This is a genomic window from Bradyrhizobium sp. CCBAU 11434, from assembly GCF_028128895.1.
Taxonomy (GTDB): domain Bacteria; phylum Pseudomonadota; class Alphaproteobacteria; order Rhizobiales; family Xanthobacteraceae; genus Bradyrhizobium; species Bradyrhizobium zhengyangense.
Genome location: NZ_LBJX01000011.1, coordinates 42,230 through 68,776, shown reverse-complemented (window position 1 = coordinate 68,776; position 26,547 = coordinate 42,230). Strand labels below are relative to the sequence as shown.

The 26,547-nt window shown below is 63.8% G+C and carries 23 protein-coding genes; 7 read left to right on the top strand and 16 right to left on the bottom strand.

Annotated elements, in window-relative coordinates; translation table 11 throughout:
• From fdhF to XI06_RS07920, 3 genes are read left to right on the top strand one after another with little or no spacing between them, the layout of a single operon-like run.
• Positions 1 to 2,874 (top strand): formate dehydrogenase subunit alpha, encoded by a 2,874-nt coding sequence (fdhF, locus tag XI06_RS07930; RefSeq protein ID WP_271605000.1) that lies wholly within the window; start codon positions 1 to 3, stop codon positions 2,872 to 2,874.
• A gap of 4 nt (positions 2,875 to 2,878) precedes the next feature.
• The gene (gene fdhD / locus XI06_RS07925; protein ID WP_271604999.1) at positions 2,879 to 3,709 is read left to right on the top strand and encodes a formate dehydrogenase accessory sulfurtransferase FdhD; all 831 of its coding nucleotides are present in this window, start codon (positions 2,879 to 2,881) and stop codon (positions 3,707 to 3,709) included.
• A complete protein-coding gene (locus XI06_RS07920; RefSeq protein ID WP_237859283.1) occupies positions 3,696 to 3,932 on the top strand; it encodes a formate dehydrogenase subunit delta in 237 nt (78 codons plus the stop codon). Before fdhD ends, XI06_RS07920 begins: the two co-directional genes overlap by 14 nt.
• On the opposite strand, the gene XI06_RS07915 is transcribed toward XI06_RS07920, so the two are convergent.
• The 16 genes from XI06_RS07915 to XI06_RS07840 form a co-directional block, all read right to left on the bottom strand.
• Entirely contained in the window at positions 3,898 to 6,876 is a 2,979-nt protein-coding gene (locus XI06_RS07915) for a bifunctional [glutamine synthetase] adenylyltransferase/[glutamine synthetase]-adenylyl-L-tyrosine phosphorylase (RefSeq protein WP_237859284.1), read from the bottom strand. The two genes, XI06_RS07920 and XI06_RS07915, sit on opposite strands and share 35 nt — an antisense overlap.
• The gene (locus XI06_RS07910) at positions 6,873 to 8,333 is read right to left on the bottom strand and encodes a sensor histidine kinase (RefSeq protein ID WP_237859285.1); all 1,461 of its coding nucleotides are present in this window, start codon (positions 8,331 to 8,333) and stop codon (positions 6,873 to 6,875) included. The genes XI06_RS07915 and XI06_RS07910 overlap by 4 nt, the downstream gene beginning before the upstream one ends.
• 338 nt (positions 8,334 to 8,671) lie before the next feature.
• Positions 8,672 to 10,186, bottom strand: coding sequence for a S8 family serine peptidase (locus XI06_RS07905; RefSeq protein ID WP_237859286.1), 1,515 nt, complete (start codon positions 10,184 to 10,186; stop codon positions 8,672 to 8,674).
• Between the two features lie 230 nt (positions 10,187 to 10,416).
• Positions 10,417 to 10,998 carry a hypothetical protein gene (locus XI06_RS07900; RefSeq protein WP_271604998.1) on the bottom strand — a complete coding sequence of 194 codons (582 nt, stop codon included), beginning with the start codon at positions 10,996 to 10,998 and terminating at the stop codon, positions 10,417 to 10,419.
• Between the two features lie 342 nt (positions 10,999 to 11,340).
• A complete protein-coding gene (locus XI06_RS07895) occupies positions 11,341 to 12,021 on the bottom strand; it encodes a response regulator transcription factor (protein ID WP_188099318.1) in 681 nt (226 codons plus the stop codon).
• A 283-nt stretch (positions 12,022 to 12,304) separates the two neighbouring features.
• Positions 12,305 to 13,885, bottom strand: a complete 1,581-nt coding sequence (locus XI06_RS07890; protein ID WP_271604997.1) for a Do family serine endopeptidase — start codon at positions 13,883 to 13,885, stop codon at positions 12,305 to 12,307.
• A gap of 210 nt (positions 13,886 to 14,095) precedes the next feature.
• Positions 14,096 to 15,439 carry a methyl-accepting chemotaxis protein gene (locus tag XI06_RS07885; RefSeq protein WP_237859289.1) on the bottom strand — a complete coding sequence of 448 codons (1,344 nt, stop codon included), beginning with the start codon at positions 15,437 to 15,439 and terminating at the stop codon, positions 14,096 to 14,098.
• Between the two features lie 109 nt (positions 15,440 to 15,548).
• Positions 15,549 to 16,031: a cytochrome c-type biogenesis protein gene (locus XI06_RS07880; protein WP_237859290.1), complete on the bottom strand. Its 483-nt coding sequence runs from the start codon at positions 16,029 to 16,031 to the stop codon at positions 15,549 to 15,551.
• Between the two features lie 3 nt (positions 16,032 to 16,034).
• Entirely contained in the window at positions 16,035 to 18,017 is a 1,983-nt protein-coding gene (locus XI06_RS07875) for a heme lyase CcmF/NrfE family subunit (protein ID WP_237859292.1), read from the bottom strand.
• Positions 18,014 to 18,505, bottom strand: coding sequence for a cytochrome c maturation protein CcmE (gene ccmE, locus XI06_RS07870; RefSeq protein WP_237869947.1), 492 nt, complete (start codon positions 18,503 to 18,505; stop codon positions 18,014 to 18,016). Before ccmE ends, XI06_RS07875 begins: the two co-directional genes overlap by 4 nt.
• A gap of 37 nt (positions 18,506 to 18,542) precedes the next feature.
• Complete coding sequence (ccmI, locus tag XI06_RS07865; protein WP_237859295.1) at positions 18,543 to 19,658, bottom strand: c-type cytochrome biogenesis protein CcmI; 1,116 nt, start codon at positions 19,656 to 19,658, stop codon at positions 18,543 to 18,545.
• 131 nt (positions 19,659 to 19,789) lie between these two features.
• Entirely contained in the window at positions 19,790 to 20,059 is a 270-nt protein-coding gene (locus XI06_RS07860) for a hypothetical protein (RefSeq protein ID WP_237859298.1), read from the bottom strand.
• 99 nt (positions 20,060 to 20,158) lie between these two features.
• The gene (locus tag XI06_RS07855) at positions 20,159 to 21,562 is read right to left on the bottom strand and encodes a hypothetical protein (protein WP_237859300.1); all 1,404 of its coding nucleotides are present in this window, start codon (positions 21,560 to 21,562) and stop codon (positions 20,159 to 20,161) included.
• A gap of 148 nt (positions 21,563 to 21,710) precedes the next feature.
• Complete coding sequence (locus XI06_RS07850; RefSeq protein WP_237859302.1) at positions 21,711 to 23,087, bottom strand: sensor histidine kinase; 1,377 nt, start codon at positions 23,085 to 23,087, stop codon at positions 21,711 to 21,713.
• A gap of 94 nt (positions 23,088 to 23,181) precedes the next feature.
• Positions 23,182 to 23,856, bottom strand: a complete 675-nt coding sequence (locus XI06_RS07845; RefSeq protein WP_014496705.1) for a response regulator transcription factor — start codon at positions 23,854 to 23,856, stop codon at positions 23,182 to 23,184.
• Positions 23,857 to 24,096: 240 nt separating this feature from the next.
• Positions 24,097 to 24,252, bottom strand: coding sequence for a hypothetical protein (locus XI06_RS07840; protein ID WP_200299342.1), 156 nt, complete (start codon positions 24,250 to 24,252; stop codon positions 24,097 to 24,099).
• A 234-nt stretch (positions 24,253 to 24,486) separates the two neighbouring features.
• Here XI06_RS07840 and ku point away from each other — a divergent pair, with 234 nt between their 5' ends.
• From ku to XI06_RS07820, 4 genes are all read left to right on the top strand, one after another.
• The gene (gene ku / locus XI06_RS07835) at positions 24,487 to 25,476 is read left to right on the top strand and encodes a non-homologous end joining protein Ku (RefSeq protein WP_237859305.1); all 990 of its coding nucleotides are present in this window, start codon (positions 24,487 to 24,489) and stop codon (positions 25,474 to 25,476) included.
• A 58-nt stretch (positions 25,477 to 25,534) separates the two neighbouring features.
• Positions 25,535 to 25,771 carry a hypothetical protein gene (locus tag XI06_RS07830; RefSeq protein WP_237859307.1) on the top strand — a complete coding sequence of 79 codons (237 nt, stop codon included), beginning with the start codon at positions 25,535 to 25,537 and terminating at the stop codon, positions 25,769 to 25,771.
• Between the two features lie 187 nt (positions 25,772 to 25,958).
• Positions 25,959 to 26,141 (top strand): hypothetical protein, encoded by a 183-nt coding sequence (locus XI06_RS07825; RefSeq protein ID WP_237859309.1) that lies wholly within the window; start codon positions 25,959 to 25,961, stop codon positions 26,139 to 26,141.
• Between the two features lie 185 nt (positions 26,142 to 26,326).
• Positions 26,327 to 26,491 carry a Flp family type IVb pilin gene (locus XI06_RS07820; RefSeq protein WP_237859468.1) on the top strand — a complete coding sequence of 55 codons (165 nt, stop codon included), beginning with the start codon at positions 26,327 to 26,329 and terminating at the stop codon, positions 26,489 to 26,491.
• Positions 26,492 to 26,547: the final 56 nt, after the last annotated feature.

Genomic DNA, 26,547 nt, shown 5'->3' with positions numbered 1-26,547 from the left:
ATGTCTCTGATCGAAGAAATCGACTTCGGCACGCCGCGTTCCAAATCGACCACGATGGTCACGCTGACCATCGACGGCAACGAGGTCACGGTGCCCGAGGGCACCTCGATCATGCGCGCCGCGATGGATGCTGGCCACCAGATCCCGAAACTCTGCGCGACCGACATGGTCGACGCGTTCGGCTCCTGCCGGCTTTGCGTCGTCGAGATCGAGGGCCGCGCCGGCACGCCGGCCTCCTGCACCACGCCCGTGATGAACGGCCTCGTCGTCCACACCCAGAGCGAACGGCTGAAGAGGCTGCGCAAGGGCGTGATGGAGCTCTACATCTCCGACCATCCGCTCGACTGCCTCACCTGCGGCGCCAATGGCGATTGCGAATTGCAGGACATGGCCGGCGCGGTGGGCTTGCGCGAAGTACGCTACGGCTATGAGGGCGAGAACCACGTCTTCGCCAAGACCAATGGCGAGGTCAATCCCGCCTGGATGCCGAAGGACGAGTCCAACCCCTACTTCACCTACGATCCCTCGAAGTGCATCGTCTGCTCGCGCTGCGTCCGCGCCTGCGAAGAGGTGCAGGGCACCTTCGCACTGACCATTTCTGGCCGCGGCTTCGACAGCCGCGTCTCGCCCGGCATGAGCGAGAGCTTTCTTGGTTCCGAATGCGTGTCCTGCGGCGCCTGCGTGCAAGCCTGCCCGACCGCAACGCTGACGGAAAAATCCGTGATCGAAATCGGCCAGCCCGAGCACTCCGTCGTCACCACCTGCGCCTATTGCGGCGTCGGCTGCGCCTTCAAGGCGGAGATGCGCGGCGAGGAAGTGGTGCGCATGGTGCCGTACAAGGACGGCAAGGCCAATCGCGGCCATTCCTGCGTCAAGGGCCGCTTCGCCTGGGGCTATACCAACCACAAGGAACGCATTCTCAAGCCGATGATCCGCGAGCGGATCGAGGATCCCTGGAAGGAGGTGTCCTGGGACGAGGCGTTCTCGTTTGCCGCCGCCAAGATGCGCGGCATCCAGACGAAGTACGGGCGCGATGCCATCGGCGGCATCACCTCATCCCGCTGCACCAATGAAGAAACCTATCTGGTGCAGAAGCTGATCCGCGCCGGCTTCGGCAACAACAACGTCGACACCTGCGCCCGCGTCTGCCACTCGCCGACCGGCTATGGCCTGTCCCAGACCTTCGGCACCTCGGCCGGCACACAGGACTTCGACTCGGTCGAGGACACCGACGTTGCCGTCATCATCGGCGCCAATCCGGCCTCGGCTCACCCCGTGTTCGCCTCCCGCCTGAAGAAGCGGCTGCGCCAAGGCGCAAAGCTGATCGTGATCGATCCTCGCCGCACCGAGATGGTGGAATCGCCGCATGTGAAGGCGCTGCATCTTCCGCTGATGCCCGGCACCAACGTCGCCGTCGTGACGGCGCTGGCACATGTCATCGTCACCGAGGGGCTGGTCAACGAAGCCTTCGTGCGGGAGCGCTGCGACTGGAGCGAATTCGAGGAATGGGCCGCCTTCGTGGCCCAGCCCAGGCACAGCCCGGAAGCGACCGCGATCCTGACCGGCGTCGATCCGAACGTGCTGCGCGAAGCCGCCCGCATCTACGCCACCGGCGGCAACGGTGCGATCTATTACGGCCTCGGCGTCACCGAGCACAGCCAGGGCTCGACCACCGTGATCGCGATTGCGAACCTCGCGATGGCGACCGGCAATATCGGCCGTCCCGGCGTCGGCGTGAACCCGCTGCGCGGCCAGAACAACGTGCAGGGCTCCTGCGACATGGGCTCGTTCCCTCACGAGCTGCCCGGCTATCGTCATATCTCGGGCGATGCCGTGCGCGACCAGTTCGAGGCGCTCTGGAACGTCAAGCTCAACCCGGAGCCGGGCCTGCGCATTCCCAACATGTTCGATGCTGCTATCGAAGGCACGTTCATGGGCCTCTATGTGCAAGGCGAGGACATTCTCCAGTCCGATCCCAACACCAAGCACGTCGTGGCGGCGCTGTCGGCGATGGAGTGCGTCATCGTCCACGACCTCTTCCTGAACGAGACCGCGAACTACGCTCACGTCTTCCTGCCCGGCTCGAGCTTCCTCGAGAAGGACGGCACCTTCACAAACGCCGAGCGCCGCATCCAGCGCGTGCGCAAGGTGATGACGCCGAAGAACGGCATGGCCGACTGGGAGGTTACCATCGGCCTCGCCAAGGCGATGGGCTTCGAGATGAACTACAGCCATCCCTCCGAGATCATGGACGAGATCGCGGCGCTGACGCCGACCTTCACCGGTGTCTCCTACGCCAAGCTCGACGAGCTCGGCTCGGTGCAGTGGCCCTGCAACGAGAAGGCGCCGGAAGGCACGCCAGTGATGCATATCGACGGCTTCGTCCGCGGCAAGGGCAAGTTCATCGTCACCGAATATGTCGCAACCGACGAGCGCACCGGCCCCCGCTTCCCGCTGCTGCTCACCACGGGCCGCATCCTCAGCCAGTACAATGTCGGCGCGCAGACAAGGCGCACCGAGAACGTGGTCTGGCATGGCGAGGACCGGCTCGAGATCCATCCGCACGACGCCGAGCTGCGCGGCGTGCGCGACGGCGACTGGGTGCGTCTGACGAGCCGGGCCGGCGAGACCACGCTGCGCGCTGAAATCACCGACCGCGTCTCGCCTGGCGTCGTCTACACCACCTTCCACCACCCGGACACGCAGGCCAACGTCATCACCACAGACTATTCGGACTGGGCCACCAACTGCCCGGAATACAAGGTCACGGCGGTGCAGATCTCGCCCTCGAACGGGCCGTCCGATTGGCAGAAGAGCTACGACGAGCAGGCCCGGCACTCCCGCCGCATCGCGCCCGCTGAGGCCGCGGAGTAACCGCATGCACGTGCCGGTCCAGGCTATCGACCGCGAAAACTGGCGCGACGGTGTCACGTCGGAAGGGACACGGCTGGTCCCGGAGGAGACGCCGCTGGCGCTGACCTATAATGGCGGCACCTATGCCGTCATGATGGGGACGCCGCAGAACCTCGAAGATTTCGCCGTCGGCTTCAGCCTGGACGAAGGCATCATCAAATCGGTCGACGACATCAAGTCGCTCGATGTAGTCCGTCTCGATGACGGCATCGAGCTGCGCATGTGGTTGGAGTCAGAGAACGCCGCGCGCATCAGCGAGCGCCGCCGCCACATCGCAGGTCCCACCGGCTGCGGCATCTGCGGCGTCGAGTCCATCGCCGAGGCCATACGGCCCGCGGCGATCGTGCGAGAGGGCCAGATATTCACGCCGCAACAGATCATGATTGCGATGCAGGCGATCGCTCCCCTTCAATCGATCAACATGCAGACCCGCGCGGTTCACGCCGCCGCGTTCTGGTCGCCGCCGAACGGCATCGTGGCGCTGCGCGAAGATGTCGGCCGCCACAACGCACTCGACAAACTCGCGGGCTCGCTGGCCCGCAGCCGCACGGATGCAAGCGCCGGCATGGTGTTGCTGACGAGCCGCGTCTCGGTCGAGATGGTGCAGAAGACGGCTGCGATCGGTGCGCCTGTGATGGTCGCGGTCTCCGCACCGACCGCGCTTGCGGTCCGCACCGCGGAGGCTGCCGGCATCACGCTGATTGCAATTGCCCGCAGCGACGGGTTTGAAGTGTTCACGCGCCAGGGCCGCGTCGCGGCTCATTGTGCTCAGGAGATCATCGATGTCGTCGCCTGACCGCCTCGTCTACATGGCCAACCAGATCGGCACCTTCTTCCGCAGCCAGGGCCACGACAAGGCCGTGCCAGGCATCGCCGACCACATCAAGAAATTCTGGGATCCCCGGATGAAGCGCGCGATCTTCGCACATCTCGATGCCGGCGGCGCGGGCCTGGAGCCGAACGTGCTCGAAGCCCTCACCTCGCTCAAGCAGACGGCTTCCCTTCCAGAAGCGCACTGAACACGCTCCGCACCTCGCTTTGCGTCTCCTTCACGCGCGCCTCCAGCGAGGAAAAATCCGGCGCATCGCCGGCGCGCGCCATCACGCGCTGAAGATCGGTGCCCGCCGTTTCCGGCTTGAAGCGGTCGCTGACGCAGAGCCGCAGGATCTGCGTCAAATCGTGGTAGAGCCGCGCGGCCGCCCGCAGGATCTCCGCTTCCGACTGCGGCAGAACGCCGAGTCTGGCTGCATTCTCCAGCACCTGCACCGTCGAGACATCGAGAATGTCAGGCTTGTCGTGGGCATGGACGAGCTGGAGATATTGGGCGATGAAATCGATATCGACCATGCCGCCCGACGCGTACTTCAAGTCCCAATAATCGGTCTCGCCCTTCTCCTGCGCGATCGCGCGGCGCATGTCGGCGACGTCGTTGGCGGTGGTGACCGGATCGCGACGGCGGGTCAGGACGTCGCGGATGATGCTCTCGATGCGCGCCGTGAATTCTCCCGACGCCGACACCACGCGCGCGCGCGTCAATGCCATGTGCTCCCAGGTCCAGGCCTCATTGGCCTGGTAGTCCGCGAAGGAGACAAGGCTCGATGCCACGGGACCTGCGCGCCCCGAGGGCCGCAGCCGCATGTCGATCTCGTAGAGCACGCCGTAATTGGTGCGGGTCGTGAAGGCGCTGATCAGGCGCTGGGTGAGGCGGGCGAAATAGTGCGCGCCCTGCAGTGACCTCTCGCCGTCCGAGTCCGGATTATCGCTGTCGAAATCGTACAGCAGGATCAGATCGAGATCCGATGACGCGGTCATCTCGCGGCTGCCGAGCCGGCCCATGGCGATGATCGCCGTCTCCTGCCCCTTGATCCGGCCGTGCTGGGCAGCAAAGCGATCGGCGACGAGACCGTGCACGGTGTGAACGATGCCCTCGGCGACGTCGGCAAAAGCCGTGCTCGCCTGCTGCGCCGAGACGGTGCCGGACAAGATGCGCGTGCCGATCAGGAACAGGCTCTCTTGTCCGAACAGGCGCAGCCGATCCAGAAACTCCTCATAGGAGCCCGCGTCCTGCACCGTGGTCGCAAGCCGTGCCGACAATTCCTGACGATCCGGCATAGCGCCGAAGAAGCGCGGATCGATCAGACCGTCCATCAACTGCGGTTGCCGCGCCAGCATCTCGCCGAGCCGGGGCGCCGCGCCAAGCACCAGCGCCACCAGCGCGACGAGATCGCGGTTCTGGCTCAGCAGCGTGATCAGCCTGCCGCCGCGCTGGAGCGCCCTCAGGAAGTGATCGAATGCCGTCACCGCGCGGTCCGGCTCCTCCGCATGCGCCAGGCCCTCTATCAAAGCCGGCACGAACTCGACGAAAGCGCTGCGCGTCTGCTTGTTGCGGAATACGCGATAGTCGCCGGTGAGCCAGTCGCAGACGGTCTGGGCCACGGCAGCGGGCTTCTTGAAGCCGAGCGTCGTCAAGTGCTGAAGCAGGCGCGGATCATCGGGACCGGCGCGATAGTCGATCGCCGGCAGGCTTGCCGTGCCGGTGGGATCATCGCCCTCGAACAGCTTTTCGTAATGCCCCTGGACGATCTCGAGCTGGCGCAACAGGTCGCGCGCGAAGGCCTCGCGGCTGGCATAACCGAAGAACCAGGCGAAGCGCTCGACCGCCTCCTTGTCCTCCGGCAGCGCATGGGTCTGCTCGTCGGCGATCATCTGGAGACGATGTTCGACCCGGCGCAGGAATTCATAGGCCGTGGTCAGCTCGTCGCGGGCCGCAGAGGTGATCCAGTTGCGAGCGGCGAGGATATTGAGCGCGGCCAGCGTCGGCCGTACCCGCAGCTCCGGATGGCGGCCGCCCGCGATCAGCTGCTGGGTCTGGGCGAAGAACTCGATCTCGCGGATGCCCCCGCGGCCGACCTTGACGTTGTGACCCTCGACCGCGATCTCGCTCTGGCCGCGATAGGTCTGCATCTGGCGCTTCATGTCGTGCACGTCGGCAAGCGCAGCGAAGTCGAGATGCTTGCGCCAGACGAAGGGTGCGATTTCGGCGAGCAGCGCCTCGCCCGCTCTGGGGTCGCCGGCACACGCCCGCGCCTTGATCATCGCGGCGCGCTCCCAGGTGCGCCCTTCCCGCTCGTAATAGTTCAGCGCGGCGTCGCGCGAGATCGCGACTTGCGTCGAGGATGGATCGGGCCGCAGCCGCAGATCGACGCGGAACACGTAACCGTCATAGGTGCGCTGCTGGAGGATGCGCGCCATGCCTTGCGTCACCCGGACGAAGAACGGCTGCGGCTCGATATCGGGCACAAGCGTCGTGGCATCGGGGTCGAAGAACACAATAAGATCGATGTCGCTGGAATAGTTCAGCTCGCCGGCGCCCATCTTGCCCATGGCGAGAACGATCAGGCCGCAGCCGACCTCCGGCGCTTCCAGATCGGGCGGCAGAATTTTCCCGCGTGCGGCTTCCTGACGCAGCAGGTACTGGAGCGCCGCCTGCACCGAGGAAACCGCGAGATCGGTCAATGCCGCCGTCACCCGCATCACCGGCCAGACCCCGCCGATATCGCACAGCGCGATCAGCAGCGCGGCCTCCGCCTTCATGCGGCGAAGCAGCCGCATCACCTCGGCCTCGTCAGGTGCGGCAATCACGGCACCCCTCGCCTCCGCGATCAGCGCGGCGAGATGCGCATCCGGATCGCATTCGAGCAATCGGATCAGGCGGATCGGATCGGCGCGCACCAGATCGAACAAATAAGGCGAGAATTCCGCGATGGCGGCGAGAATAGTCCGGACAAGCGGATGGACCAGCAGCGCGTCCAGACGGGCTGATGGTGCCGGCTCGAGCCCGGCCAGCCAGCCTTCAAAGCGTCGTTCGTCTGATGCGGAAGCGGCAATATGGGGAGCCTCCGCGAAGCGCGCGGCCAGGCTCTCACCATGCTTGTCCGCGTTTCCCGGCGCGGAGTGGTTCATGCCACCTTCTGTGGCACATCCGCTACTGGAGGAGCAACCCTGTCGCCGGCCCCCGCGCGTGCCGGCAGCACCAGCGTGGCGACAAGACCGGGCTGGGCATCGCTCAGCCGCAATTCGCCACCGTGCAATGTGGCCACGGCAGACGCGAGGCTGAGGCCGAGGCCGGAGCCGGGCATGGTGCGGCTCGCTTCCAGCCGCACGAAGCGCTCGACGACGTGCTTGCGATCGCCTTCCGGAATTCCGGGGCCCCGATCGGTGACGCTGAGTAGCACCTGATCGCCTTCGCGCCTCGCCTCGATCGTGATCTGCCTCGAGTCCATGCTAACCACTGACCCCGCCGGCTGCGCGGCCGGCTTGCCGTACTTGATCGCATTCTCGACCAGATTGGCGAGCGCCTGGCTGATCAATTCGCGATTGCCGTGGATGGGCGCTGCTTCCGTCTTGACCTTCAAGGTCATGCCGTCGTCCTCGGCGAGCGGCTCGTAGAGCTCGTGAATGCCGCCTGCGACGTCGGCGGCATCGAAATCGTCCATGTTGCCGCGCGCCTGACCGGACTCCGCGCGTGCGATCATCAGAAGCGCGTTGAAGGTGCGGATCAGCCCGTCGGACTCCTCGATGGTCCGCTCCAGCGCGGCGCGATAGTCGGCCTCGCAACCGGATTTCGCCAGCGCCTCCTCGGCGCGGTTGCGCAACCGTGTCAGCGGCGTCTTGAGGTCATGGGCGATGTTGTCGGAGACCTCCTTGAGCCCCGACATCAGCGCCTCGATCCGCTCGAGCATGGCGTTGAGGTTCTCGGCGAGGCGGTCGAGCTCGTCGCCGCTGCGCCCGACCGGCAGGCGCTCGCTGAGATCGCCGATCATGATGCGGTGCGCCGTGCCGGACATCGCGTCGATGCGCGTCAACACCCTGCGCGCGACGAAGACGCCGCCGCCGAGGCCGAGCACGACGACGATCAAGATCGACCATTGCGCGGCCTTGGCGACGATGCCGAACAGCCGCCGCCGCTCGGCGAGGTCGCGGCCGATCAAAAGGCGAAAGCCATTTTCCAATTCGGTGACCCGAACGAGCGCGCGATGGTCGCGGTCATCCGTATCCTCGATCCGCCGATAGGCGGTCTCGGACCAGCCAATGGTCGCCATCACGCCCGGTGCCAGCGAGCCGACATTGCCGGCGATCGCCTGGCCGGTGGGCGAGGTCAGGAGGTAGAGATTGGCGCCCGGCCGCAACGACCGGTACTCGATTGCACGCGCGACGAAGAACAGGCCGCGACGGCCGTAGATCTCGTTGATCTCCGAGGTCTCGGCATTCACCGTCTGCGTGATCTCTTCGGTAATCAGCCGCCGCGTATTCCAGGCGAAATAGCCGAGCAGCGAGGCCGCGAAAATCGCGAACAGGAACAGGTAGACCAGCGTCAGCCGGAATGCCGTGGTGCGGACGAGTTTACCGAATGCCGTCACGATTATACATCCGTCCAGAACCCGATGCGACGACAGGAAAGCCGGCGCCCCAATTTCCGACTTTGTTTCAATGATTTAGTCTCGCTAATTATGCCATACAGTGTTGCTGGGCTCTAACCAAATTAAATCGAAGAAAGCTGGCGCCCTACTCTGGTCGCGCCGCCCCTCTAACCAGCAGTCCGGAAAAGTGGCGGGTGCGGGGGACCGCCACACTTGAAGAATGCTTACCGCAGATGCCGCCTTGTCCTCGGCCGCGGCTCTGGCGTTCGTAAGCCAAAATCGGCAAAGCTGATCGGAATTGAAGGAACGCAACGGTGCGGGTTACGGAGTACCGCAATTTAGCTCTTCTGCTTATGGTATCCAAACCGAGGATTCCAATTCGGCAATGCCTTAAGTCCGTAGGTCTCGACCAGTAACGTAGCAACATCCGTGCACTTTGAACGCTTGGCCGAATTAAGCGTCACGACAGCATCAGCGCATGCACGAGGACTCGCAAAGCTGGTTCCATATTCTCCTCCGGCAAGATCGGCCAGGTGCGCCATGTAAGGAGACCCGGTAGGATTTCGCGTTCTATCATACTCGGCCGACGGCCCTCGGGATGAACCTTCCCACATTTGACCGGAAGCCCGCAGGCCAGCAACGCTAAGAACCTTTTCCTCTGTAGCAGGCACCGAGATGCTTCCCTCCGGTCCCCCCTCCACAAATGCTGTAACGCCAGAAGCATCCTCCGCAATCACGATCCAGCTATTGACCGCAACATCCTGTGTCGCTTCCAACTTGAAGCGCACCAACATCTGGGGCAATGCTGACGCTAGTCCTATCGCGCTCAGGGCGAAAGCAATGCAACTGAAATTGTTTTGGCATTTCGCCGTGAAGAGGGAGTGCGTCGCGAGCGTTCCTGGAAGGCCAATCGAAGCAGTGGTGAGAAGCGAGCCTGCGATCGACCCATCGATCGTCAGCGTGCCATGGTTGATGGGCGAACCACCTCCGACGATTTCATAGATATCGGCGTCGATCGAAACCCCCTTGGCCGAAGATTCATCCCACCAAAATTCGACAAGGACTTCCTTGCAATTCGCTGCGATGCGTAGCGGGAGATACTCAGGCTCATTTGCTAATATTGTCCGCTTGCCGGAGCATCCCTTGCCCCCCTCATTACCGGCAGCAGCGACAACGTAACGATCGGATGTGACGAATGTCGTGGCTATGTAATCTTCAAGCGGTGAAGAGCCATTGTGCGGCCCTACGTGAGTGCCTAGCGACATATTGACGGCAACGGGAATCCCGTCCGCGGTCAGTTGAGGCTCGAGAGCCTGCAAGGCGCTAAGTACTTCTGGCGTGCAGGCTTGATCGAAGCATGGACGCCCAAGTCCGATCTGATGCGAAGGAGGTTTGACCAGGGCGCAGCTTATCGTTGTATCCTTCAAATCTCCTTTGTGATCCAGGCGATCCAGCAGGACGGAAAGCACTTTTTCCGCGTGGTCCGAGAGCTCAACTCCTGAAGTCACCGCATGCCGCAGTTTTCCGCCATAGTCATCGGGCGCGACGAGCGACGTAACCCCCATATCAACTATGGCAGCGCCAACTTTCGCAGGACGTCCGCCAAGATTGCTTGGCGAATCAGCAGCTTTTCCCAGTAAGGCGCGACAGCGCTGATCATATGTTGAGCCGCTACCTAACGCACGAACCGGCGTGCCCAGGTCGAGATATTCGGTATCAGAAGGAACCGCGTACGACGATGCAAAAAGATCGCTGAGCCGATCGAGCGGCACCCGTCCCCAAAAGAACTGTCCTGTCTCAAATCTCCGATACTCGATAGCACCTTTTGTAGCGCTTCCAAGCAACTCTTCCACGGAGCGAGTCGTACGACCATTGACCGGAAGCGCGGGCCATGGACCCGGTCTGTGGCGAATAACGGACAGCAGCTCTTTAGCTATTTCTTCCAACGAACACCGAACCAAACACTTCGGCTTTGGAGAAATTGGAAATGGCAGAGGGAACAGAGATTGCTCGCTTGATCCCGGCCCAAGACTGTGAATCATCATAGAGATGAGACTGGGACTGAACATCGCCGTTCCGTCCCTCAGTCTGGCTGCCAACCAAATTTGAAATTTCGCGATTTAAATCTTATGAGATCTCCCTCTCGCTCAATCATATCGACGTCGGACAATTTTTCCAGGACCTTGTCCATCCATTTTCCTTGCCTGGCTTGGCTAGCTCGAGCGAAGCGATCAGCGGATATGCGGAGATACCAGGAGAGTTCATCGCGATTTTCTCCATGATCCAGCAAATCGTTCACAGCCGACTCTAGCTCGGCTTGGGTCATGCCAGCAGGTTTTTGCGAGAGAACTATGTAGGTGACGTAGTCGATTGGACGCATCGTCTGAACAAGCGACTCAAGAATCGTGTGCGCCGCGCTGATCGATTCCACTCCAATCTCTAGCATTGTCGCCAAATCGGGCGCCGTATAGAGGGCAAGTTTGACTTTGGTAGCGATCTTTATCGTCTCCCACGTGGCTTGGAGAGCTTTCAAAAGGTCAAGCCGTAAGTTGACCCCGCGAAATGCCGCCTTCTCTGGACCGGCTGGCGTACTTTCGGTGATTGCAGCGCCAGACCAAGCTCGCTGGAGCGAATTCTTTTCCTCAACAGTTATTGAATCCAACATGCGCATACTCCTGATCGGAGAAGCAAATAAACGACTGGCTATTTCGAGCCGCGCCCACAATTGTTCTTCGGGTTACATCGGCTGCAAAATCAGCCGGTGAACTGATCTAACGGGAGCTGCCCTTCAAACAAAACGGGGACGTAGATCAAATCTAAAATCGCCCAACAATAGCAGCGAGCGTCATACAACTTCAAGGGGTATGTTTTACTTTTCTCAAGTAGACCGCCCCTGACCGCAATGGCAATTGCGGTTTCAGACCATGCTCAACCACCGAGACGCAGCAGCCCACCGACGAGCACATGGGCGCAGGAATGCAGTGCGCCGCAGCGGCGCTCAAGGCTTCTATCGAATGCCATCTCTTATCATGTACCCGGCGCCGCGGATCGTGTGCAGCAGCGGCCGCTCGAAGCCCTTGTCGATCTTGGAGCGCAGCCGCGAAATGTGCACGTCGATCACGTTGGTCTGCGGATCGAAATGATAGTCCCAGACGTTCTCCAGCAGCATGGTGCGCGTCACCACCTGGCCGGCATGCTTCATCAGATATTCGAGCAGGCGGAATTCGCGCGGCTGCAGCGTCAGCTCGTCCTTGCCGCGGGCGACGCGGTGGGAGAGCCGGTCCAGCTCGAGGTCGCCGACGCGATAGAGCGTGTCCTCGGCGGGTCCGCCGCGACGGCGCGACAGCACCTCGACGCGGGCGAGCAGCTCGGCGAAGGAATAGGGCTTTGGCAGATAGTCGTCGCCGCCGGCGCGCAGACCCTTGATGCGGTCGTCGACCTGACCGAGCGCGGAGAGAATCAAAACCGGCGTCGTGTCGCCCTTGTCGCGCAGCGCGCCGATCAGCGACAGCCCGTCGCGCTTGGGCAGCATGCGATCGACCACCAGCACGTCGTAATCGCCGCTCTCGGCCATGGCGAGGCCTTCCTCGCCGTCAGCGGCGTGGTCGGCAATGTGCCCGACCTCGCGAAACGCCTTCACGAGATAGTCGGCGGATTCGCGGTCGTCTTCGATGATGAGGAGGCGCATCGTGCGTTCGGCGGCGGTCAAGGAGGTCAACCTTCTCTAAACATGGCGCGAGCGGCAATCGCATGCAAGCCGAGTGAACGAGACCCGGGTAGTCAAAAAGGCGGGCGGTGAAGCTGGGGGGACCTCACCGCCCTAGGCCTTCCGACGGAGGGGGGCGTATTTCCACCGGAAGGTAGGTAGGGGGAGCAAGCGTTGCGCTGCTCCCCGGAAGAGTGCCGGCGGCGGGGGCGACTGATGCCGGCGACACCCTTCACGTCGTAAGCTTCCTGAGGCTCAGCCCTCGTTAACCCTTGGCGATGGGCACTGCGACGAAGCGCGACTGGCCGCCGCTCTTCACGCGCATCAGGACGCTGTTCTTGTTGTCGGTCCGCGCCGTGTTGATGGCGTCGCGGACGTCGCCGGCGGTGCTCACGCTCTTGCCGCCGACTTCGAGAATCACGTCGCCTTCCTTGAAGCCGCGTTCGGCCGCGGCGCTCTTCGGATCGACTTCGGTGACCACGACGCCGTCCTTGCCGGCGCCGGCCACGGAGTTGGCGGGCGCAACGGTCATGCCGAGCTTCGGCACGTCGGTGCCCTTGCTGGCGCCCTTGCCGTTATCGTTATCGGTGTCGGCCTTGGCCTCGACCATGTTCGGCAGCTGGCCCAGGGTGAGGTTCACGACCTTGTCCTGGCCCTTGTGCAGCACGTTGAGCTTCACGGACGCGCCGGGCGCCATGCCGCCGATGGTGCGGGCGAGCTCGCGCGCATCCTTGACGGAGTCGCCGTTGACCGACGTGATCACGTCGCCGGATTCGATGCCCGCCTTCGCGGCCGGACCATCCTTCTGAGGCTCCGCAACCAGCGCGCCTTCGGCCTTCTTCATGCCGAGGCTGTCCGCGATATCAGAGGTGACGGGCTGGATCTGCACGCCGATCCAGCCGCGGCTGACCGAGCCCTTGTCCTTGAGCTGAGCGACGACGCTCTTCACCGTGGCGGCGGGGATCGAGAAGGCGATGCCGACGCTGCCGCCGGAGGGCGAGTAGATCGCGGTGTTGACGCCCATCACCTCGCCGTTGGTGTCGAACGCCGGACCACCGGAATTGCCCTTGTTCACGGGAGCGTCGATCTGGATGAAATCGTCATAGGGGCCGTTGCCGATGTCGCGACCGCTGGCCGAGACGATACCCGCGGTAACGGTACCGCCGAGACCGAAGGGATTGCCGACCGCGAGCACCCAGTCGCCGATCCGCGGCTTGCTGTCCGCGAGCTTGGCGAACGGGAAGTTCGAGCCGCCCTCGACCTTGATCAGCGCGAGATCGGTCCGCTGGTCGGTGCCGATCACCTTGGCGCTGTAGGTCTTGCCGTCATCGGTGGTGACCTCGACCTTGTCGGCGCCGTCGACCACGTGGTTGTTGGTCACCGCAAAGCCGTCAGCCGAGATGAAAAAGCCTGAGCCCTGGCCTTGCACAACGCGGCCACGACCACCGCCCTTCAGGCCGGGAATGCCATCCGGACCGCCGAAGCGGCGGAAGAAGCGCTCCATCGGCGAGCCCGGCTGGAACGGCGACTGCGCGTCGTCGCCATCATCGTTGCTCGCGGCCTTCTCCTTGATGTTGACCTTGACCGAGATCACCGAGGGCTTCACGCGCTCGACGATGTCGGCGAAACCGATCGGACGCTCGACCTTCTTGACCTCGTTGTTGACCTGCGCGTGCGCCGGGCTCGAGAACAGGTCCGCAGGCGACGTCGACGGGCTGAAGCCGTGGACGGCGATGCCGAGACCGGCGACGACCGAGGCCATCAGCGCGATCCTGCGGGCTGACAACACCGAGCGGCGGGGCTGCCGGTAGGAGGGAAGGTTCGTGAGGTCGGGACGGTCGGTCATGCAGGTCTCCAGGGCCTAGAAATCCATGTGGTGCCTGATGGCGGCACCTTTACGGACCTGAACATGGGGACTTGCGCCTTACCGCGCGCTGACGGGCGGGTTAAACTTTTGTAATAAACACCGTGCCGGCATGCGGCAGTTTAGCGCAGACCGAAAATCGTGATCTGACAGGAACTTAACACGGTTCCGGAGATCGGCGCCGAAGCGCTCTCAGCTCGCCCGAACGCTGGCGATGAATTCATCAACTTCACGCTTCAGGGTTTCGGCCTGCTGCGACAGGTCGACGGCGGAATCCCGGGCCTCGGCAGCCATGCGGCCGGTCTCCGCCGACGTCGAGGTGATCTGGACGATGTGGTTGGAGACGTCGAGCGTGCCGCGCGCGGCGTCCTGGACGCTGCGGCTGATGTCCTGCGTGGCGTTGCGCTGCTGGGCTGTGTCGACCTCGATCCCGGACATGATCGACGAGATCTCCGACAGCGTCTTCGAGATGGCGTCGATCGCGCCGCGCGTCTCCGCGGTGATGCCCTGGATGCTGGCGACGTGCGAGGTGATCTCCTCGGTCGCCTTGCTGGTTTGGTCCGCGAGGCTCTTCACTTCGGAAGCCACCACGGCAAAGCCCTTGCCGGCCTCGCCTGCACGCGCCGCCTCGATCGTGGCGTTGAGCGCGAGCAGATTGGTCTGCGATGCGATCGCCTGCACGAGCTGAACGACCTCGCCGATCTTGTCGGCGGCATCCGAGAGCGCGTGGATGGTATCGCGGCTCTTTCCGGCCTGGGTTGCGGCGCCCTCGGCGCGCTGGGTCGCATCCGTGACGCGCCGGCTGATCGTGCCGATCGAGGTCGTCATCTCCTCGGCCGAGCCCGCGACCGTCTGCACGCTGGCGCTGGCCTGGCTCGCACCGCTCGCGACCGCATTGGCCTTTGTGCTGGTGTCGTTGACAGTCTGCGACAGCGTCTCGGCATTGCGCTTCAGGTGCACAGCCGACGATGCCACGCTGTCGACCACGCTGGCGACGAGTTCGTTGAAGCGCTTGATCCGCGCGTCCAGGAATTTCGACCGTTCGGCCTGGTGCTGCGCTTCGTGCAATTGCTGCTCGGTCAGACGCCGCCGCTCGAGCCCGTTGGTCTTGAACACCTCGAGCGCTCCGGCGAGCAACCCGATCTCGTTGGTGCCGCCGAGGCCCGGAACCGGTGTCTCAAACTTCTGGTCGGCGACCTCGCGCATGGCATGCACGATCGCCGCCAGCGGATTGAGGATACCGTTTCGCACGGCGAACCATGTGGTGAAGCAGATCGCGACGGCGATAATTGCGATCATGCCGCAGGCAACCAGGAACCAGGAGAACGCGGTCTGCGCCTGCTGGTAGATCTGCATCGCGTGGTCGCGCACAGGGCCGCTCAGCGCGGCAAAGTCAGATGACAGGCTGGTGATCTCGTTGTTGAGATAGAGCACGGCGACGAAGCCGGTGCCGCCGCCGATGCCCAGCAGGAACAATAATGCAGCGACGACGGCGCCAACCAGAAAGCGGATCGTCAGATTGCTGTTCGTGAACATGGCTTGAGGACTCAAGATCTGGAATCGAATCTTGCGACAAGCTTCCAGACAAAGGTCAACAGAGCATGAAACGCGCTCCGCCCGAGACCCTACGTATCACTACGTAGACTCAAGAGGACTTCGCGTCTTCGGACATCAACGCGGCGAGCTTCGCCTCTTCGTCCGGTGTCAACGGCGGCGTCGGTACATCCGCACCGTCCCGCGCGCGACGGCGGTTTTGCCGCCACAGCGCAAAGCCACCACCGGCGAGCAGCAGCGGCGCAAGCAGCCAGAGCAGCATGGTCTGCCGTTCGAAACGCGGCTTCAGCAGCACGAACTCGCCGTAACGCGCGACCAGGAAATCGAGCACCTGCGAATTGCTGTCGCCGGCTGCGATCCGCTCCCGTACAAGCAGCCGCAGGTCGCGCGCGAGCGGCGCATCGGAATCGTCGATCGACTGGTTCTGACAGACCATGCAGCGCAGCTCGCGCGACAATTCTCGCGCGCGGGCTTCCTTGACGGGATCCGACATGATCTCGTCGGGCTGCACGGCATGCACCGCAGGAACTGCCAGCAGCATCAGTGCGACAATTGCGGCCACCATCCGGCGCATCGATCACTCCGCCGGTTGCAGGCGCTGCTTGGCCCGCGCCGGCTTCGGCGCGCCGACACGCAAGCGCCGATCGGACAGCGACAGCATGCCGCCGAACGCCATCAGCACCGGCCCCCACCAGATCAGGAGCACGAACGGCTTGTGATAGATGCGGACCGCGATCGCGCCGTCAGCGGTGACGTCACCGAGCGAGATGTAGAGCTGGCTCGCGCCACGAGTCAAAAGCGCAGCCTCAGTGGTCGAGGAACCGCGCGTGGTAAAACTACGCTTCGACGGCGTCATGACGCTGAGCGCTTCGCCACCGCGGCTGACGTTGAACTGCGCGACCATCTCGCGGTAGTTCGGCCCCTGACGCTCGAGCAGGCCGTCGAGCTTCAGATCATAGCCAGCGACCTGCGCCACGTCGTTCGGTTTCATCGTCGCGATATATTCGCTGTTCCAGGTGGTCTCGCAGACGATCCCGATCAGCGCGACGCCGAGACCGGCATGCGCAAAGGCGGTGCCCCAGGCCGAGCGCGGCAGGCCGCGCGTACGGTGCAGCGTCGTGGCAAACGGCAGGCGAAACAGGCCGGTTCGCTCAGCCATATCGGTCACGGCGCCGGCGATGACGAAGACCCCAAGCCCGATCGCGAGCGGCGCCAGCGCGCTGCCGCCGCGCGTCCAGGCCCAGACGATGGCGATCACGACAAGGCCGGCGACGCCGGCCGCCAGCAGCCGCTGGGTGACGCCGAGCAGATCGCCGCGCTTCCACGCCAGCATCGGCCCGAACGGCACCGCGAGCAGCAGCAGGACGAACAACGGCGCGAAGCTGAGATTGTAGAAGGGCGCACCGACGGACATCTTGAAGTCGGCGAGCACTTCCATCGCCAGCGGATAGAGCGTGCCGAACAGCACGACGGCGCAGGCCACCGTCAGCAGCAGATTGTTCAGCACCAGCGCACCCTCGCGCGAGATCGGCGCGAACAGGCCGCCCTGCTTCAACGAGGTCGCGCGTCCGGCGAACAGCGACAGGCTGCCGCCGATGAACAGGCAGAGGATCAGCAGAATGAAGACTCCGCGGGTCGGATCGTTGGCGAAGGCGTGCACGGAGGTGATGACGCCCGACCGCACCAGGAAGGTGCCGAGCAGCGAGAGCGAGAAGGTCAGGATCGACAGAAGGATGGTCCAGACCTTCAGCGCGTTGCGCTTCTCCATCACCAGCGCCGAATGAAGCAGCGCGGTGCCGGCGAGCCATGGCATCAGCGAGGCATTCTCGACCGGATCCCAGAACCACCAGCCGCCCCAGCCGAGCTCGTAATAGGCCCAGTAGGAGCCCATCGCGATGCCGAGCGTCAGGAATATCCAGGCGACCAGCGTCCACGGCCGCACCCAACGCGCCCAGGCCGCGTCGATCCGCCCCTCGAGCAGCGCCGCGATCGCGAAGGAAAACGAGATCGAGAAGCCGACATAGCCCAGATAGAGCATCGGCGGATGCACGGCGAGACCGATGTCCTGAAGCACCGGATTGAGATCGCGTCCCTCGATCGGCGGATTGGCGATGCGCAGAAACGGATTCGAGGTGATCAGGATGAAGAGATAGAAGGCGCTCGCGATCCAGGCCTGGACGGCCAGCACATGTGCACGCAGCGACAGCGGCAGGTTGTTGCCGAAGGCCGCGACCAGCCCGCCAAACAGGGCGAGGATCGACACCCAGAGCAGCATCGAGCCTTCATGGTTTCCCCACACGCCGGTGATCTTGTAGATCAGCGGCTTCATGGAGTGCGAATTCTCGTAGACGTTCGCGACGGAGAAATCCGAGTTCACGTGCAACGTCACAAGCGCAATGAACGAGGCGCCGACGAACAGCAGCTGCGCCAGAGCGGTCGACCGCGCCACGTTCATCAGCGCGGGATCGCGCAAGCGCGCGCCGATGACAGGCACGAATGACTGGATCAGCGCCAGCGCGAGCGCCAGCACCAGCGCGTAATGTCCGGCTTCCGCGATCACCGCACTGCTCCTTGCGAATTGCCCTGCGCCGTCGTCGCCGCAGGCTTTCCAGCGTAATCGTCTTTCCAATGCCCCTGCTTCTTCAGGGCATCCGCGACATCCTTGGGCATGTAGGTCTCGTCGTGCTTGGCCAGAACGGTGTCGGCCTTGAACACGCCGTGGGCATCGAGCGCGCCCTCGGCGACGACGCCCTGCCCTTCGCGGAACAGATCAGGCAGGATGCCCTTGTAGGCGACGGGCAGCTTGGCGCCGCCATCGGCAACCTCGAACGTCACCGCGAGATTGTCGCCGCGCTGGAGCGAACCCGGCTGCACCAGGCCGCCAAGGCGAAAGCGCTTGCCGGGAGCGACATGCTTTTCGGCCACCATGGTCGGGGTCGAGAAGAACACGATGGAGTCGCGCAAGGCATTGAGCACCAGCGCGGCGGCGAGCGCGAGCACGGCGAGCGAGCCGCCGATGATGGTCATACGTCGCTGCTTGCGCGTCATGGCGTATCCGTTCTCCGCTCGGCTCGCGCTGCGACAATCATCCGTCGAGCCCGAGATTCTTGAGGCCTTCGTTGAGCTGGCGCAGCCGCTCGGCATCCTTGGCGACCGCCTGGCGGGCGTCGGTGGTGGCACCAAGCGCCTTGTCGCGATCGCCCATTACAAGATAAGCGCGCACAAGGCGCAGCCAACCCTCGACGTCGTCGCCGTTCTGCTTGAGACGCGTGGCAAGACGTTCGACCATGCCGCGGATCATCGCGTTGCGATCGCCGTCGTTCATCTCCTTTGATGCCGCGACGGTCTCGTCGGATAGTGCCGGCATCGTCACGCCGCCACCGCCAACCCGCGCCAACGAGGCCTGCACCAGCGGCCGCCACGGCGCATCCGCAGGCGCTTTCGCCAGCAACACGCGCCAGATATTGGCTGCGTCATCCTTACGGCCGTCCTGCTCGGCAGCGAGGCCGAGGAAATAGTTCGCCTTGGGATCATCAGCGCTCAGCGCATGCGCGCGCTCGAACTCGGCCTTGGCTTCCGCCGTCACCACGCCGTTGGCAGCGGCCGTGATCGCCTCACCGAGATCGGAGCGGCGCTCCGGGCTCTCGCCATTGTAGGTGATCGAATTGCGATAGGCGCGCACCGCCTCGTCGAAGCGGCCGAGCCGCTCCAGCACAGGTGCAAGCACGTTCCAGCCGCGGCCGTCGGTCGGATTCTTCTCCAGATGCTGCTGAACCTGCACGACGAGATTCTCGAGCGACTGCGCCATGCCGGGCCCCGTGCCGCGCTGTCGTTGCGCCAGCGGGAAATCACGAAGCGCGGGCGAGCCAAGCGGGACGTAGATCGCGACCGCCACCAAAGGCAGGCCGACGAGCGCGAGAACGGATGCCGCACGGCGCCATTTCAGGCTCGAATTCGGCGCGAGCGAGGTCTCGCTGCTGTCAGCGGCAAGCAGCCTGCGGCTGATCTCGATTCGCGCGGCCTCGGCTTCCGGCGCGGCGATCAGTCCCGCGGCAAGGTCACGCTCGATCTCTGCCAGCTGGTCCTTGTAGACCGCGACCTCGCTGCCCTGATTGTCGGGACGCCCGCCACGGCCGAGCGGCCAGAGCACGGCGAACATCGCCGCGACCGTCATCAGCGCGAACACGAACCATAGCGTCATCAGGCAAGCTTCCGGCAGCGCGCGAACCGCGCCTGTACGTGGCTTTACACCACGGCCGGACGATGCGGCAATTGACAATTGTCAATTCAGCGCGAGCGCACACCGTCCCGAACTGGTGAAAATCCAACGGCTTAGCCGATCTCGAAGTCGGTGCTCTGAGCCGCGTCCTCGCCGTGCCCGTTGAAGGCCCTCAGGAAGTATGTTCCCGGCTCGATGGCGTCAGGCAATCTGATCCGCAAGGCCCCGACGGGAACAGGCGACGCAACCCGGGTGACCGTCTCAGACAGTTGCCGACCGCTCGCCTTTTCGACCAGCACGACCTTCGCGCCGACCATCAGCCTCTGATACTTGGCAACAATGACGCGGTTCTCAATTTCGATGGAGCTGATAATGGGTTTCATGCGCCCACAAATAGAATTCCAAAAACTTGCACGGTGAGCGTAGGGCTCACAACGCGCACCGTCAACTACAAATTGTGATCACGAAAGGATGCGCTTGAATCAGCTTGCGCGCGTCGATTTGCGCTCGCCAGTCGCGGCGTTCTCCGCGGCGCGGCTCATCAGCGAGGCGTAATCATCGCCGAACAGCACCTGGCAGAAGCGGATCGCGGCCTGCACCTGCTGCTGCCGATAGGCGCGGACCTTGTGATCTGCACCGCGCAGCGACTGCACCGCCTGCTCGGTCGAGCGTTCGACATATTGCTGGAGGTCGGAATAGGTGCGCAGCGTCACCTCGTTGATCGCAAGTTCGCTGGCATAGTTGCGGCAGGTCGCGACGAAATCGATCAGCGCCACGGTTTCCTCGACTTCGGTGGTGTCGATCCGTGCTCCGGGCGGGATGTCCTTTTCGGGGCGCTGGCGCAGGATACGGCGAACCCGGCCGGGAACGCTGTCGATCTCCGATTGCAGGGCATTGGAGATGTCGGCCCGGATCGAGGTCAGCTGCTTGCCCCAGGGGGAGTCGTTGCGCAGGTCGAGCTCGGTGCGCAGGCCGCGGACGCCGTCGTGCAGCGTCTTCAGATTGTCGGCGACGGTCTCGAAATGGCCGCGCTTGATGTCCATGCGCAAATTGGCGGCAACGCGGGACAGATCGTGCAACGCCATCGTGACCGCGACGCCATACGGGGTCGCCGCGACGCGGATCTCGTCGTCGGACGCAGCGATCTTGATGGCGAGGCGAATGATCTGCCACGGCGCGGTCATGCGCTGGACCACCACGGTCAGCGCAAAGGGCAGCATTTGAGGCGTCTGCAGCACTGGAATGTTGAGCGCAGCGGTCACCGAGGCGATCTGGGGATCGCCGAACGCACGCAGGAAGCGCGGCAGCTTTTCATTGAGCGTGCCCAGGGCCTCGCGAACGGCGAGCACTGCGCCGATCGAATAGAGGTCCTCGATCACGTTGGGCGGACCGACGCGGGCGAGCGCACGTGACTTGTCGCCGCCGCCCGGGCCCGTTAGCTCGAAGATGGCGTCCGCGGCCACGGCCTGGAGCTTGAGTGCCAGGGCTTCGACCTGCCCTGAACTGTCCGTCGCCGGCATGCGCGCCAGCGCCGCCTCGAATTCGCTGATCTTGTCGGGGACGCCATCGCGGCCAAGCCATTGCCAGATCGGATGCAGCGAGGAGCGGCGAATTTGGCCGACCCGGATCGGAACGCCAGCCTCCACCAGGAACGGTTCCAGCACCTGGAACAGCAACCGTGACAGATCATCGGTTCGTGGCGGCGGGGCTTCGTCGGCTTCGCTCTTGCGCACGATCCTGCGCAACTGATCGAGCACGAGGGTCGCGACAGCCGTGTCCTGGCCGCGCTCAAGCGCGCGTTCGAACTCCCGCATCAGCAGCGCCTGCGCCTGCGGCGGGAGCTGCGCGAGATATTCCCTCAGCCGCTCGATCGATGTCTGGCTCATGCGCCCGGGTGATGCACGGTAAAATGGCAGACGTGAGATGCGTCCTCCCCGATCATAGGTGGGAGCGCCTTAAGAAGCCGTTGAGGAAGTCGCTTCGAAACCCTTGGGTTCCTGCCGGAAACCCAAATAATCGTGGCAAATCAGAGGATTAAATTCCGGGCAGCACCAGCTCGGCCCGCAGGCCCCCGATCGGCGCGCTGCCAAGTGAGAGGCTGCCGCCGTACAGCGCGGCAAGGTCGGTCACGATCGAGAGCCCGAGCCCAGAACCCGGTTTCGATTCGTCGAGCCGCTGGCCGCGCCGGGAGACCTGGGCGCGTTCGGCCTCCGAGAGGCCGCGCCCGTCGTCATCGACGATCAGCCGCAGCCTGGGGCCGGCGCCCGCCTGATCAGGCGGCTCGACCAAAACCTCGATGAAGACCCGCGAGGCGGCCCATTTGCAGGCATTGTCGACGAGATTTCCGACCATCTCCTCCAGATCCTGGCGCTCGCCCCGGAATTTCGCCGACGGATCGGCCTTGGCCTCGACCGCGATGCCGCGGCCGCGATAGATCTTCTCCATGGTCCGCCGCAGCGCCTCGATGGCGGGGGCAACCTCCGTCACGGTGCCGACGATCGAGACCCTCGCCGCGATGCGGGCCCGCTCCAGATGATGCGCGAGCTGGCTGCGCATCACGTCCGCCTGCTCCATCACCTTGGCCGCGAACGGATCCGCCGCGTGCGTGCCGGCCTCGTTGACGATCACGGACAGCGGCGTCTTGATCGCATGGGCGAGATTGCCGACATGGGTGCGGGCGCGCTCGACGATCTCCCTGTTGGCATCGATCAGCGCGTTGGTCTCACGCGCGAGCGGCGCAATCTCGACCGGGAATTCGCCCTCGAGCCGCTCCGCTCGCCCGGAGCGAATGTCGGCGATGGCTTCCGAGATGCGCTTGAGCGGTGCAAGACCGAAGCGGACCTGGAACACGGTGGTCAGCAGCAGCACGATGCCGAGCGCGGTGAAGGTGCCGCCGAGGTAATAGTCGAAACTACGCGTTTCGTCGAAGATCTCGGTGGAATCGCCGGCGACGCTGACGAGATATTTGCCGTCGGCGCCGAGATCGACCGGACGCTCGACCATACGCAGATTTTGGCCCTCCGGCCCGTCGACATAAGCGAGGCGAATGCCGGCGGCCGTGAGCTCGGTGCCCTGATCTTCCAGCTTCGGCAGCTTCTTGTCCCACAGCGAGCGCGAGGAGCGCACCTCCGGCTTCTCAGTGTCAGTGCGGGTGATCTGCCAGTACCAGCCCGACAGCGGCAGCTCGAACAGAGGCTCGCCGAGCGACTGGAACTGGCGATCCGGCGGCTCGTCGGGAGTGGCGACCTCGGCGATCAGGGTGCGCAGATAGAGGTTGAGCCGGCGGTCGAAGGCGCGCTCAGTCGCGTTCTTGTAGACCGACGACAGCACCACGCCTGTGATGGCCAGGATCACCACGAGCCAGGCGGTCGCCGACAGGAACAGGCGGTTCGCAAGCGAGCTGGCGGGCATCGGAATGATCCCGGAAGCGCGAGGTGGTGGCATGGCGTCGGCGGTCATGTCAGGACCAAGGCCCGTGTCGGGCCGCCCGTCAAGCCCACACGCCTCAGGCGCCAGGGGCCGGCGGCGGGGTCAGGAGATAGCCGAGGCCGCGGACGGTCTGGATGATGTCGACGTCGAGCTTCTTGCGGATGCGGCCGACAAAGACCTCAATCGTGTTGGAGTCGCGGTCAAAATCTTGGTCGTAGAGATGCTCGACCAGCTCGGTGCGCGACACCACGCGCCCCGAATGGTGCATGAGGTAGGCCAGAAGCCGATATTCGTGCGAGGTCATTTTCACGGGATTGCCCGACACGCTGACCCGGCCGGTGCGCGTGTCCAGCGTGACGGGTCCGCAAGAGAGCTCGCTCTGGGCGTGGCCGGTCGAGCGGCGCAGCAGCGCGCGGATGCGTGCCAGCACCTCCTCCAGATGGAACGGCTTTGGTACATAATCGTCGGCGCCGGCATCGAAGCCCTGCACCTTGTCGCTCCAGCGGTCGCGCGCGGTGAGGATCAAAACCGGCATGGTGCGGCCGTTGCGGCGCCAGGCCTCCAGCACCGAGATGCCGTCCTTCTTCGGCAGACCGATATCGAGCACCACGGCGTCGTACGGTTCGTTGTCGCCGAGATAATGCCCCTCTTCACCGTCGAAGGCGCGATCGACGACGTAGCCGGCGTCCGTCAGCGCTTTGGTGAGCTGGCGATTGAGATCAGGGTCGTCCTCAACAACAAGCAGGCGCACGCTTCTCTCCAGAAATAGGCCGCATCAACATCGCACCAGATGAGCAATTCCGGCGTGAACTGAATATGAACGCGGGGAACCGCCCGCGTTACTTTTTGGTCATATACCGATGGTCTCAGTCAATGCGACTGCGCCCGTCAGGCCACCGGACCAACCGGCGGCGTGACGGGCGCAATCTGCCGCGTATCGCGGCTATTCGGAAGGTCCGCCCTTCCTGTCAATTTGCCATCGACATAGCCGTCAGGTCCGGAAGAACACGAACCAGATGACGGCAAGGATCAGGATCGCAAGCCCGGTCGAAATGGCGAGCAGCGCGGCCACCGACGGCCCAGGTTCGGCCTGACGTGCCTCGGTCGCTGTTTCGACGATCTGACGGTCCTCGCGCGTGGTTGCCATGGTGACCTCAATCCTGGATGTCGCCTCCGATGGCCGCGACCTCCTCACGGCCCTATGTCCCGAGCCAACGCCCCATCCGATTTGATGTTCCGGCTTTTAGGACTGGATCGGCCCGATCAGCTGGGATGAGCGGCTGGTTAACGCAGTTGCAAGATTCCGACCGAACCTCTGTATGATTCGGTGTTCCCCGATGGTATTCTCATAGGTCTGTCCCTGTTGCGTTTGGAGTAGCCCATGGCCCCCCGCGCCAATTGGAAGGGTTTTCTGCGTCTCTCGCTCGTGACCTGCCCGGTCGCGCTGTATCCGGCCACGTCGGATACCGAGAAGGTCTCGTTCAACCAGATCAATCGCAAGACCGGCCACCGGATCAAGTATCTGAAGGTCGATGCCGAGACCGGTGACGAGGTGACCTCCGAGGACATCGTCAAGGGCTACAAGGTCGACACAGACACCTATATCGAGGTCACCAAGGACGAGCTCGACGACATCGCGCTGGATTCGACCCACACGATCGAGATCGACGAGTTCGTGCCGAAGGCCGACATCGACAACCGCTATCTGATCCGCCCCTACTATCTCGTGCCCGACGGCAAGGTCGGCCACGACGCCTATGCTGTGATCCGCGAGACCATCCGCAGCATGGACAAGGTCGCGATCGGCCGCGTGGTGCTGACCAACCGCGAGCACATCATTGCGCTCGAGCCGCTTGAGAGCGGGCTGATGGGCACGCTGCTGCGTTACCCCTACGAGGTGCGCAGCGAGACCGAATATTTTGACGACATCCAGGACGTGAAGCTGACGAAGGACATGCTCGACCTCGCCAAGCATATCGTCGAGAAGAAGTCCGGCGCGTTCGAGCCCGAGCTGTTCGAAGACCATTACGAGACCGCGCTGATCGATCTCATCAACAAGAAGCGGGCCGGCACGCCGATCGCGGCCAAGGCCGCGCCGAAGAGCGGCGGCAACGTCATCAATCTGATGGACGCGCTGAAGAAGAGCCTCGCAAACGAGAAGGACGCAGCGCCCGCGGCGAAGGTCGCCAAGGAGACCGTCAAGGAAACCGCAAAGGCCAAGAAGCCGAAGAAGCGCGCCGAGGGCCAGCGCGAGATGTTGCTGCCGATCTCCGGCAAGGGCGGCAAAGACGCAGCGGCGAAGGAAGCCCAGCCGAAGAAGGTCGACAAGCCGGTGCGCGCGACGACGGCACGAACCAAGAAGGCCGGCTGACCGCATCACATCGCCGGCCGCGCCGTGACGTCTTCCCTTTCTGATCGAGCGGCCTGACATGCCCTGGTCGACGCCGTTCGCCGACCCGATCGGCTTGCGCGGCGGACGCAGCCTGCGCACGCTGCAGGAGGCCGCTGACTTCATTATGCGGCTGCCCGAGGACGAGCAGCAGGAGCCGCGCTGGCAGACCGCAATCGAGATGCTGATCAACGCAGCGGAGACCGGCGGCGGCTGGCTGCTGTTCGCCCGCATCGGCATGTTGCGCGCGTTGAATCCGGACCGAAGGCGCGATTGAGCCGTGATCGGCATGCTTGCCGACCGGTTGACGAACAGCCTCAACAAACCCTTAAGCGGCGGGGTCATGTTTGGCACGACGATGCCATCTTGCCGCACCGGGTATTCCTACGGGATACGAAATTAACCGCTGATTGCCTTTGCGGGCACCATGGTTCGCCATCGATTGAGCCAGGGTTCGCACCTCCGTGCCGCAGCAGGACGCAAGGAAGAACTACATCGGCATCGTGAGTGACACGGCCGAGGAAGAGCGCATCGCCGATACGGTGCTGCGGACGCGGCCGCATGTCGTGCGCGATCTGTTCGGACGCCTCGCGGCAGCGCTGGGACGTCCGCGCAAAGGTGCGCCGGGACACACCACAAGCAGCTGAGGCCGGGCTGCTTCCGCTCATTTGAAGCGGATAATGAAACCTTCGTTTAACGGCTGTTACGTTAAGACATTGCAGGCTGGCTCGGCCGGCCCTGCAGTTTGACGCGCGACAAGCGCCTCATCGATCGCTTTACCAGTTTGATAACGACGCGCGCCTACATTGGACCGGATGAACAGGAGTTGGCGATGATTGTGCTCAGGTCTTTTCTTGCCGATGAGAAGGGTACCACTGCGATCGAGTATGGCCTGATTGCCGCCGGTATCGCACTCGCCATCATCACCGTCGTGACCAACACCGGCAGCGTTCTCCTGAGCAACAAATTCGACTCGATCAGCGCGGCCACGAAGTAAGGCCACGTCTCGTCATCACGTCTCGCCATTGTTAGCCACCGGTCGCGCAAGGCGCG

Bases quoted from the DNA above. Each gene is read 5' to 3' on its own strand.
- fdhF (WP_271605000.1), top strand. From the start codon at position 1: ATGTCTCTGATCGAAGAAATCGACTTCGGCACGCCGCGTTCCAAATCG.
- fdhD (WP_271604999.1), top strand. From the start codon at position 2,879: ATGCACGTGCCGGTCCAGGCTATCGACCGCGAAAACTGGCGCGACGGT.
- XI06_RS07920 (WP_237859283.1), top strand. From the start codon at position 3,696: ATGTCGTCGCCTGACCGCCTCGTCTACATGGCCAACCAGATCGGCACC.
- XI06_RS07915 (WP_237859284.1), bottom strand. From the start codon at position 6,876: ATGAACCACTCCGCGCCGGGAAACGCGGACAAGCATGGTGAGAGCCTG.
- XI06_RS07900 (WP_271604998.1), bottom strand. From the start codon at position 10,998: ATGTTGGATTCAATAACTGTTGAGGAAAAGAATTCGCTCCAGCGAGCT.
- XI06_RS07895 (WP_188099318.1), bottom strand. From the start codon at position 12,021: ATGCGCCTCCTCATCATCGAAGACGACCGCGAATCCGCCGACTATCTC.
- XI06_RS07890 (WP_271604997.1), bottom strand. From the start codon at position 13,885: ATGACCGACCGTCCCGACCTCACGAACCTTCCCTCCTACCGGCAGCCC.
- XI06_RS07885 (WP_237859289.1), bottom strand. From the start codon at position 15,439: ATGTTCACGAACAGCAATCTGACGATCCGCTTTCTGGTTGGCGCCGTC.
- XI06_RS07880 (WP_237859290.1), bottom strand. From the start codon at position 16,031: ATGCGCCGGATGGTGGCCGCAATTGTCGCACTGATGCTGCTGGCAGTT.
- ccmE (WP_237869947.1), bottom strand. From the start codon at position 18,505: ATGACGCGCAAGCAGCGACGTATGACCATCATCGGCGGCTCGCTCGCC.
- ccmI (WP_237859295.1), bottom strand. From the start codon at position 19,658: ATGACGCTATGGTTCGTGTTCGCGCTGATGACGGTCGCGGCGATGTTC.
- XI06_RS07860 (WP_237859298.1), bottom strand. From the start codon at position 20,059: ATGAAACCCATTATCAGCTCCATCGAAATTGAGAACCGCGTCATTGTT.
- XI06_RS07855 (WP_237859300.1), bottom strand. From the start codon at position 21,562: ATGAGCCAGACATCGATCGAGCGGCTGAGGGAATATCTCGCGCAGCTC.
- XI06_RS07850 (WP_237859302.1), bottom strand. From the start codon at position 23,087: ATGCCCGCCAGCTCGCTTGCGAACCGCCTGTTCCTGTCGGCGACCGCC.
- XI06_RS07840 (WP_200299342.1), bottom strand. From the start codon at position 24,252: ATGGCAACCACGCGCGAGGACCGTCAGATCGTCGAAACAGCGACCGAG.
- ku (WP_237859305.1), top strand. From the start codon at position 24,487: ATGGCCCCCCGCGCCAATTGGAAGGGTTTTCTGCGTCTCTCGCTCGTG.
- XI06_RS07830 (WP_237859307.1), top strand. From the start codon at position 25,535: ATGCCCTGGTCGACGCCGTTCGCCGACCCGATCGGCTTGCGCGGCGGA.
- XI06_RS07820 (WP_237859468.1), top strand. From the start codon at position 26,327: ATGATTGTGCTCAGGTCTTTTCTTGCCGATGAGAAGGGTACCACTGCG.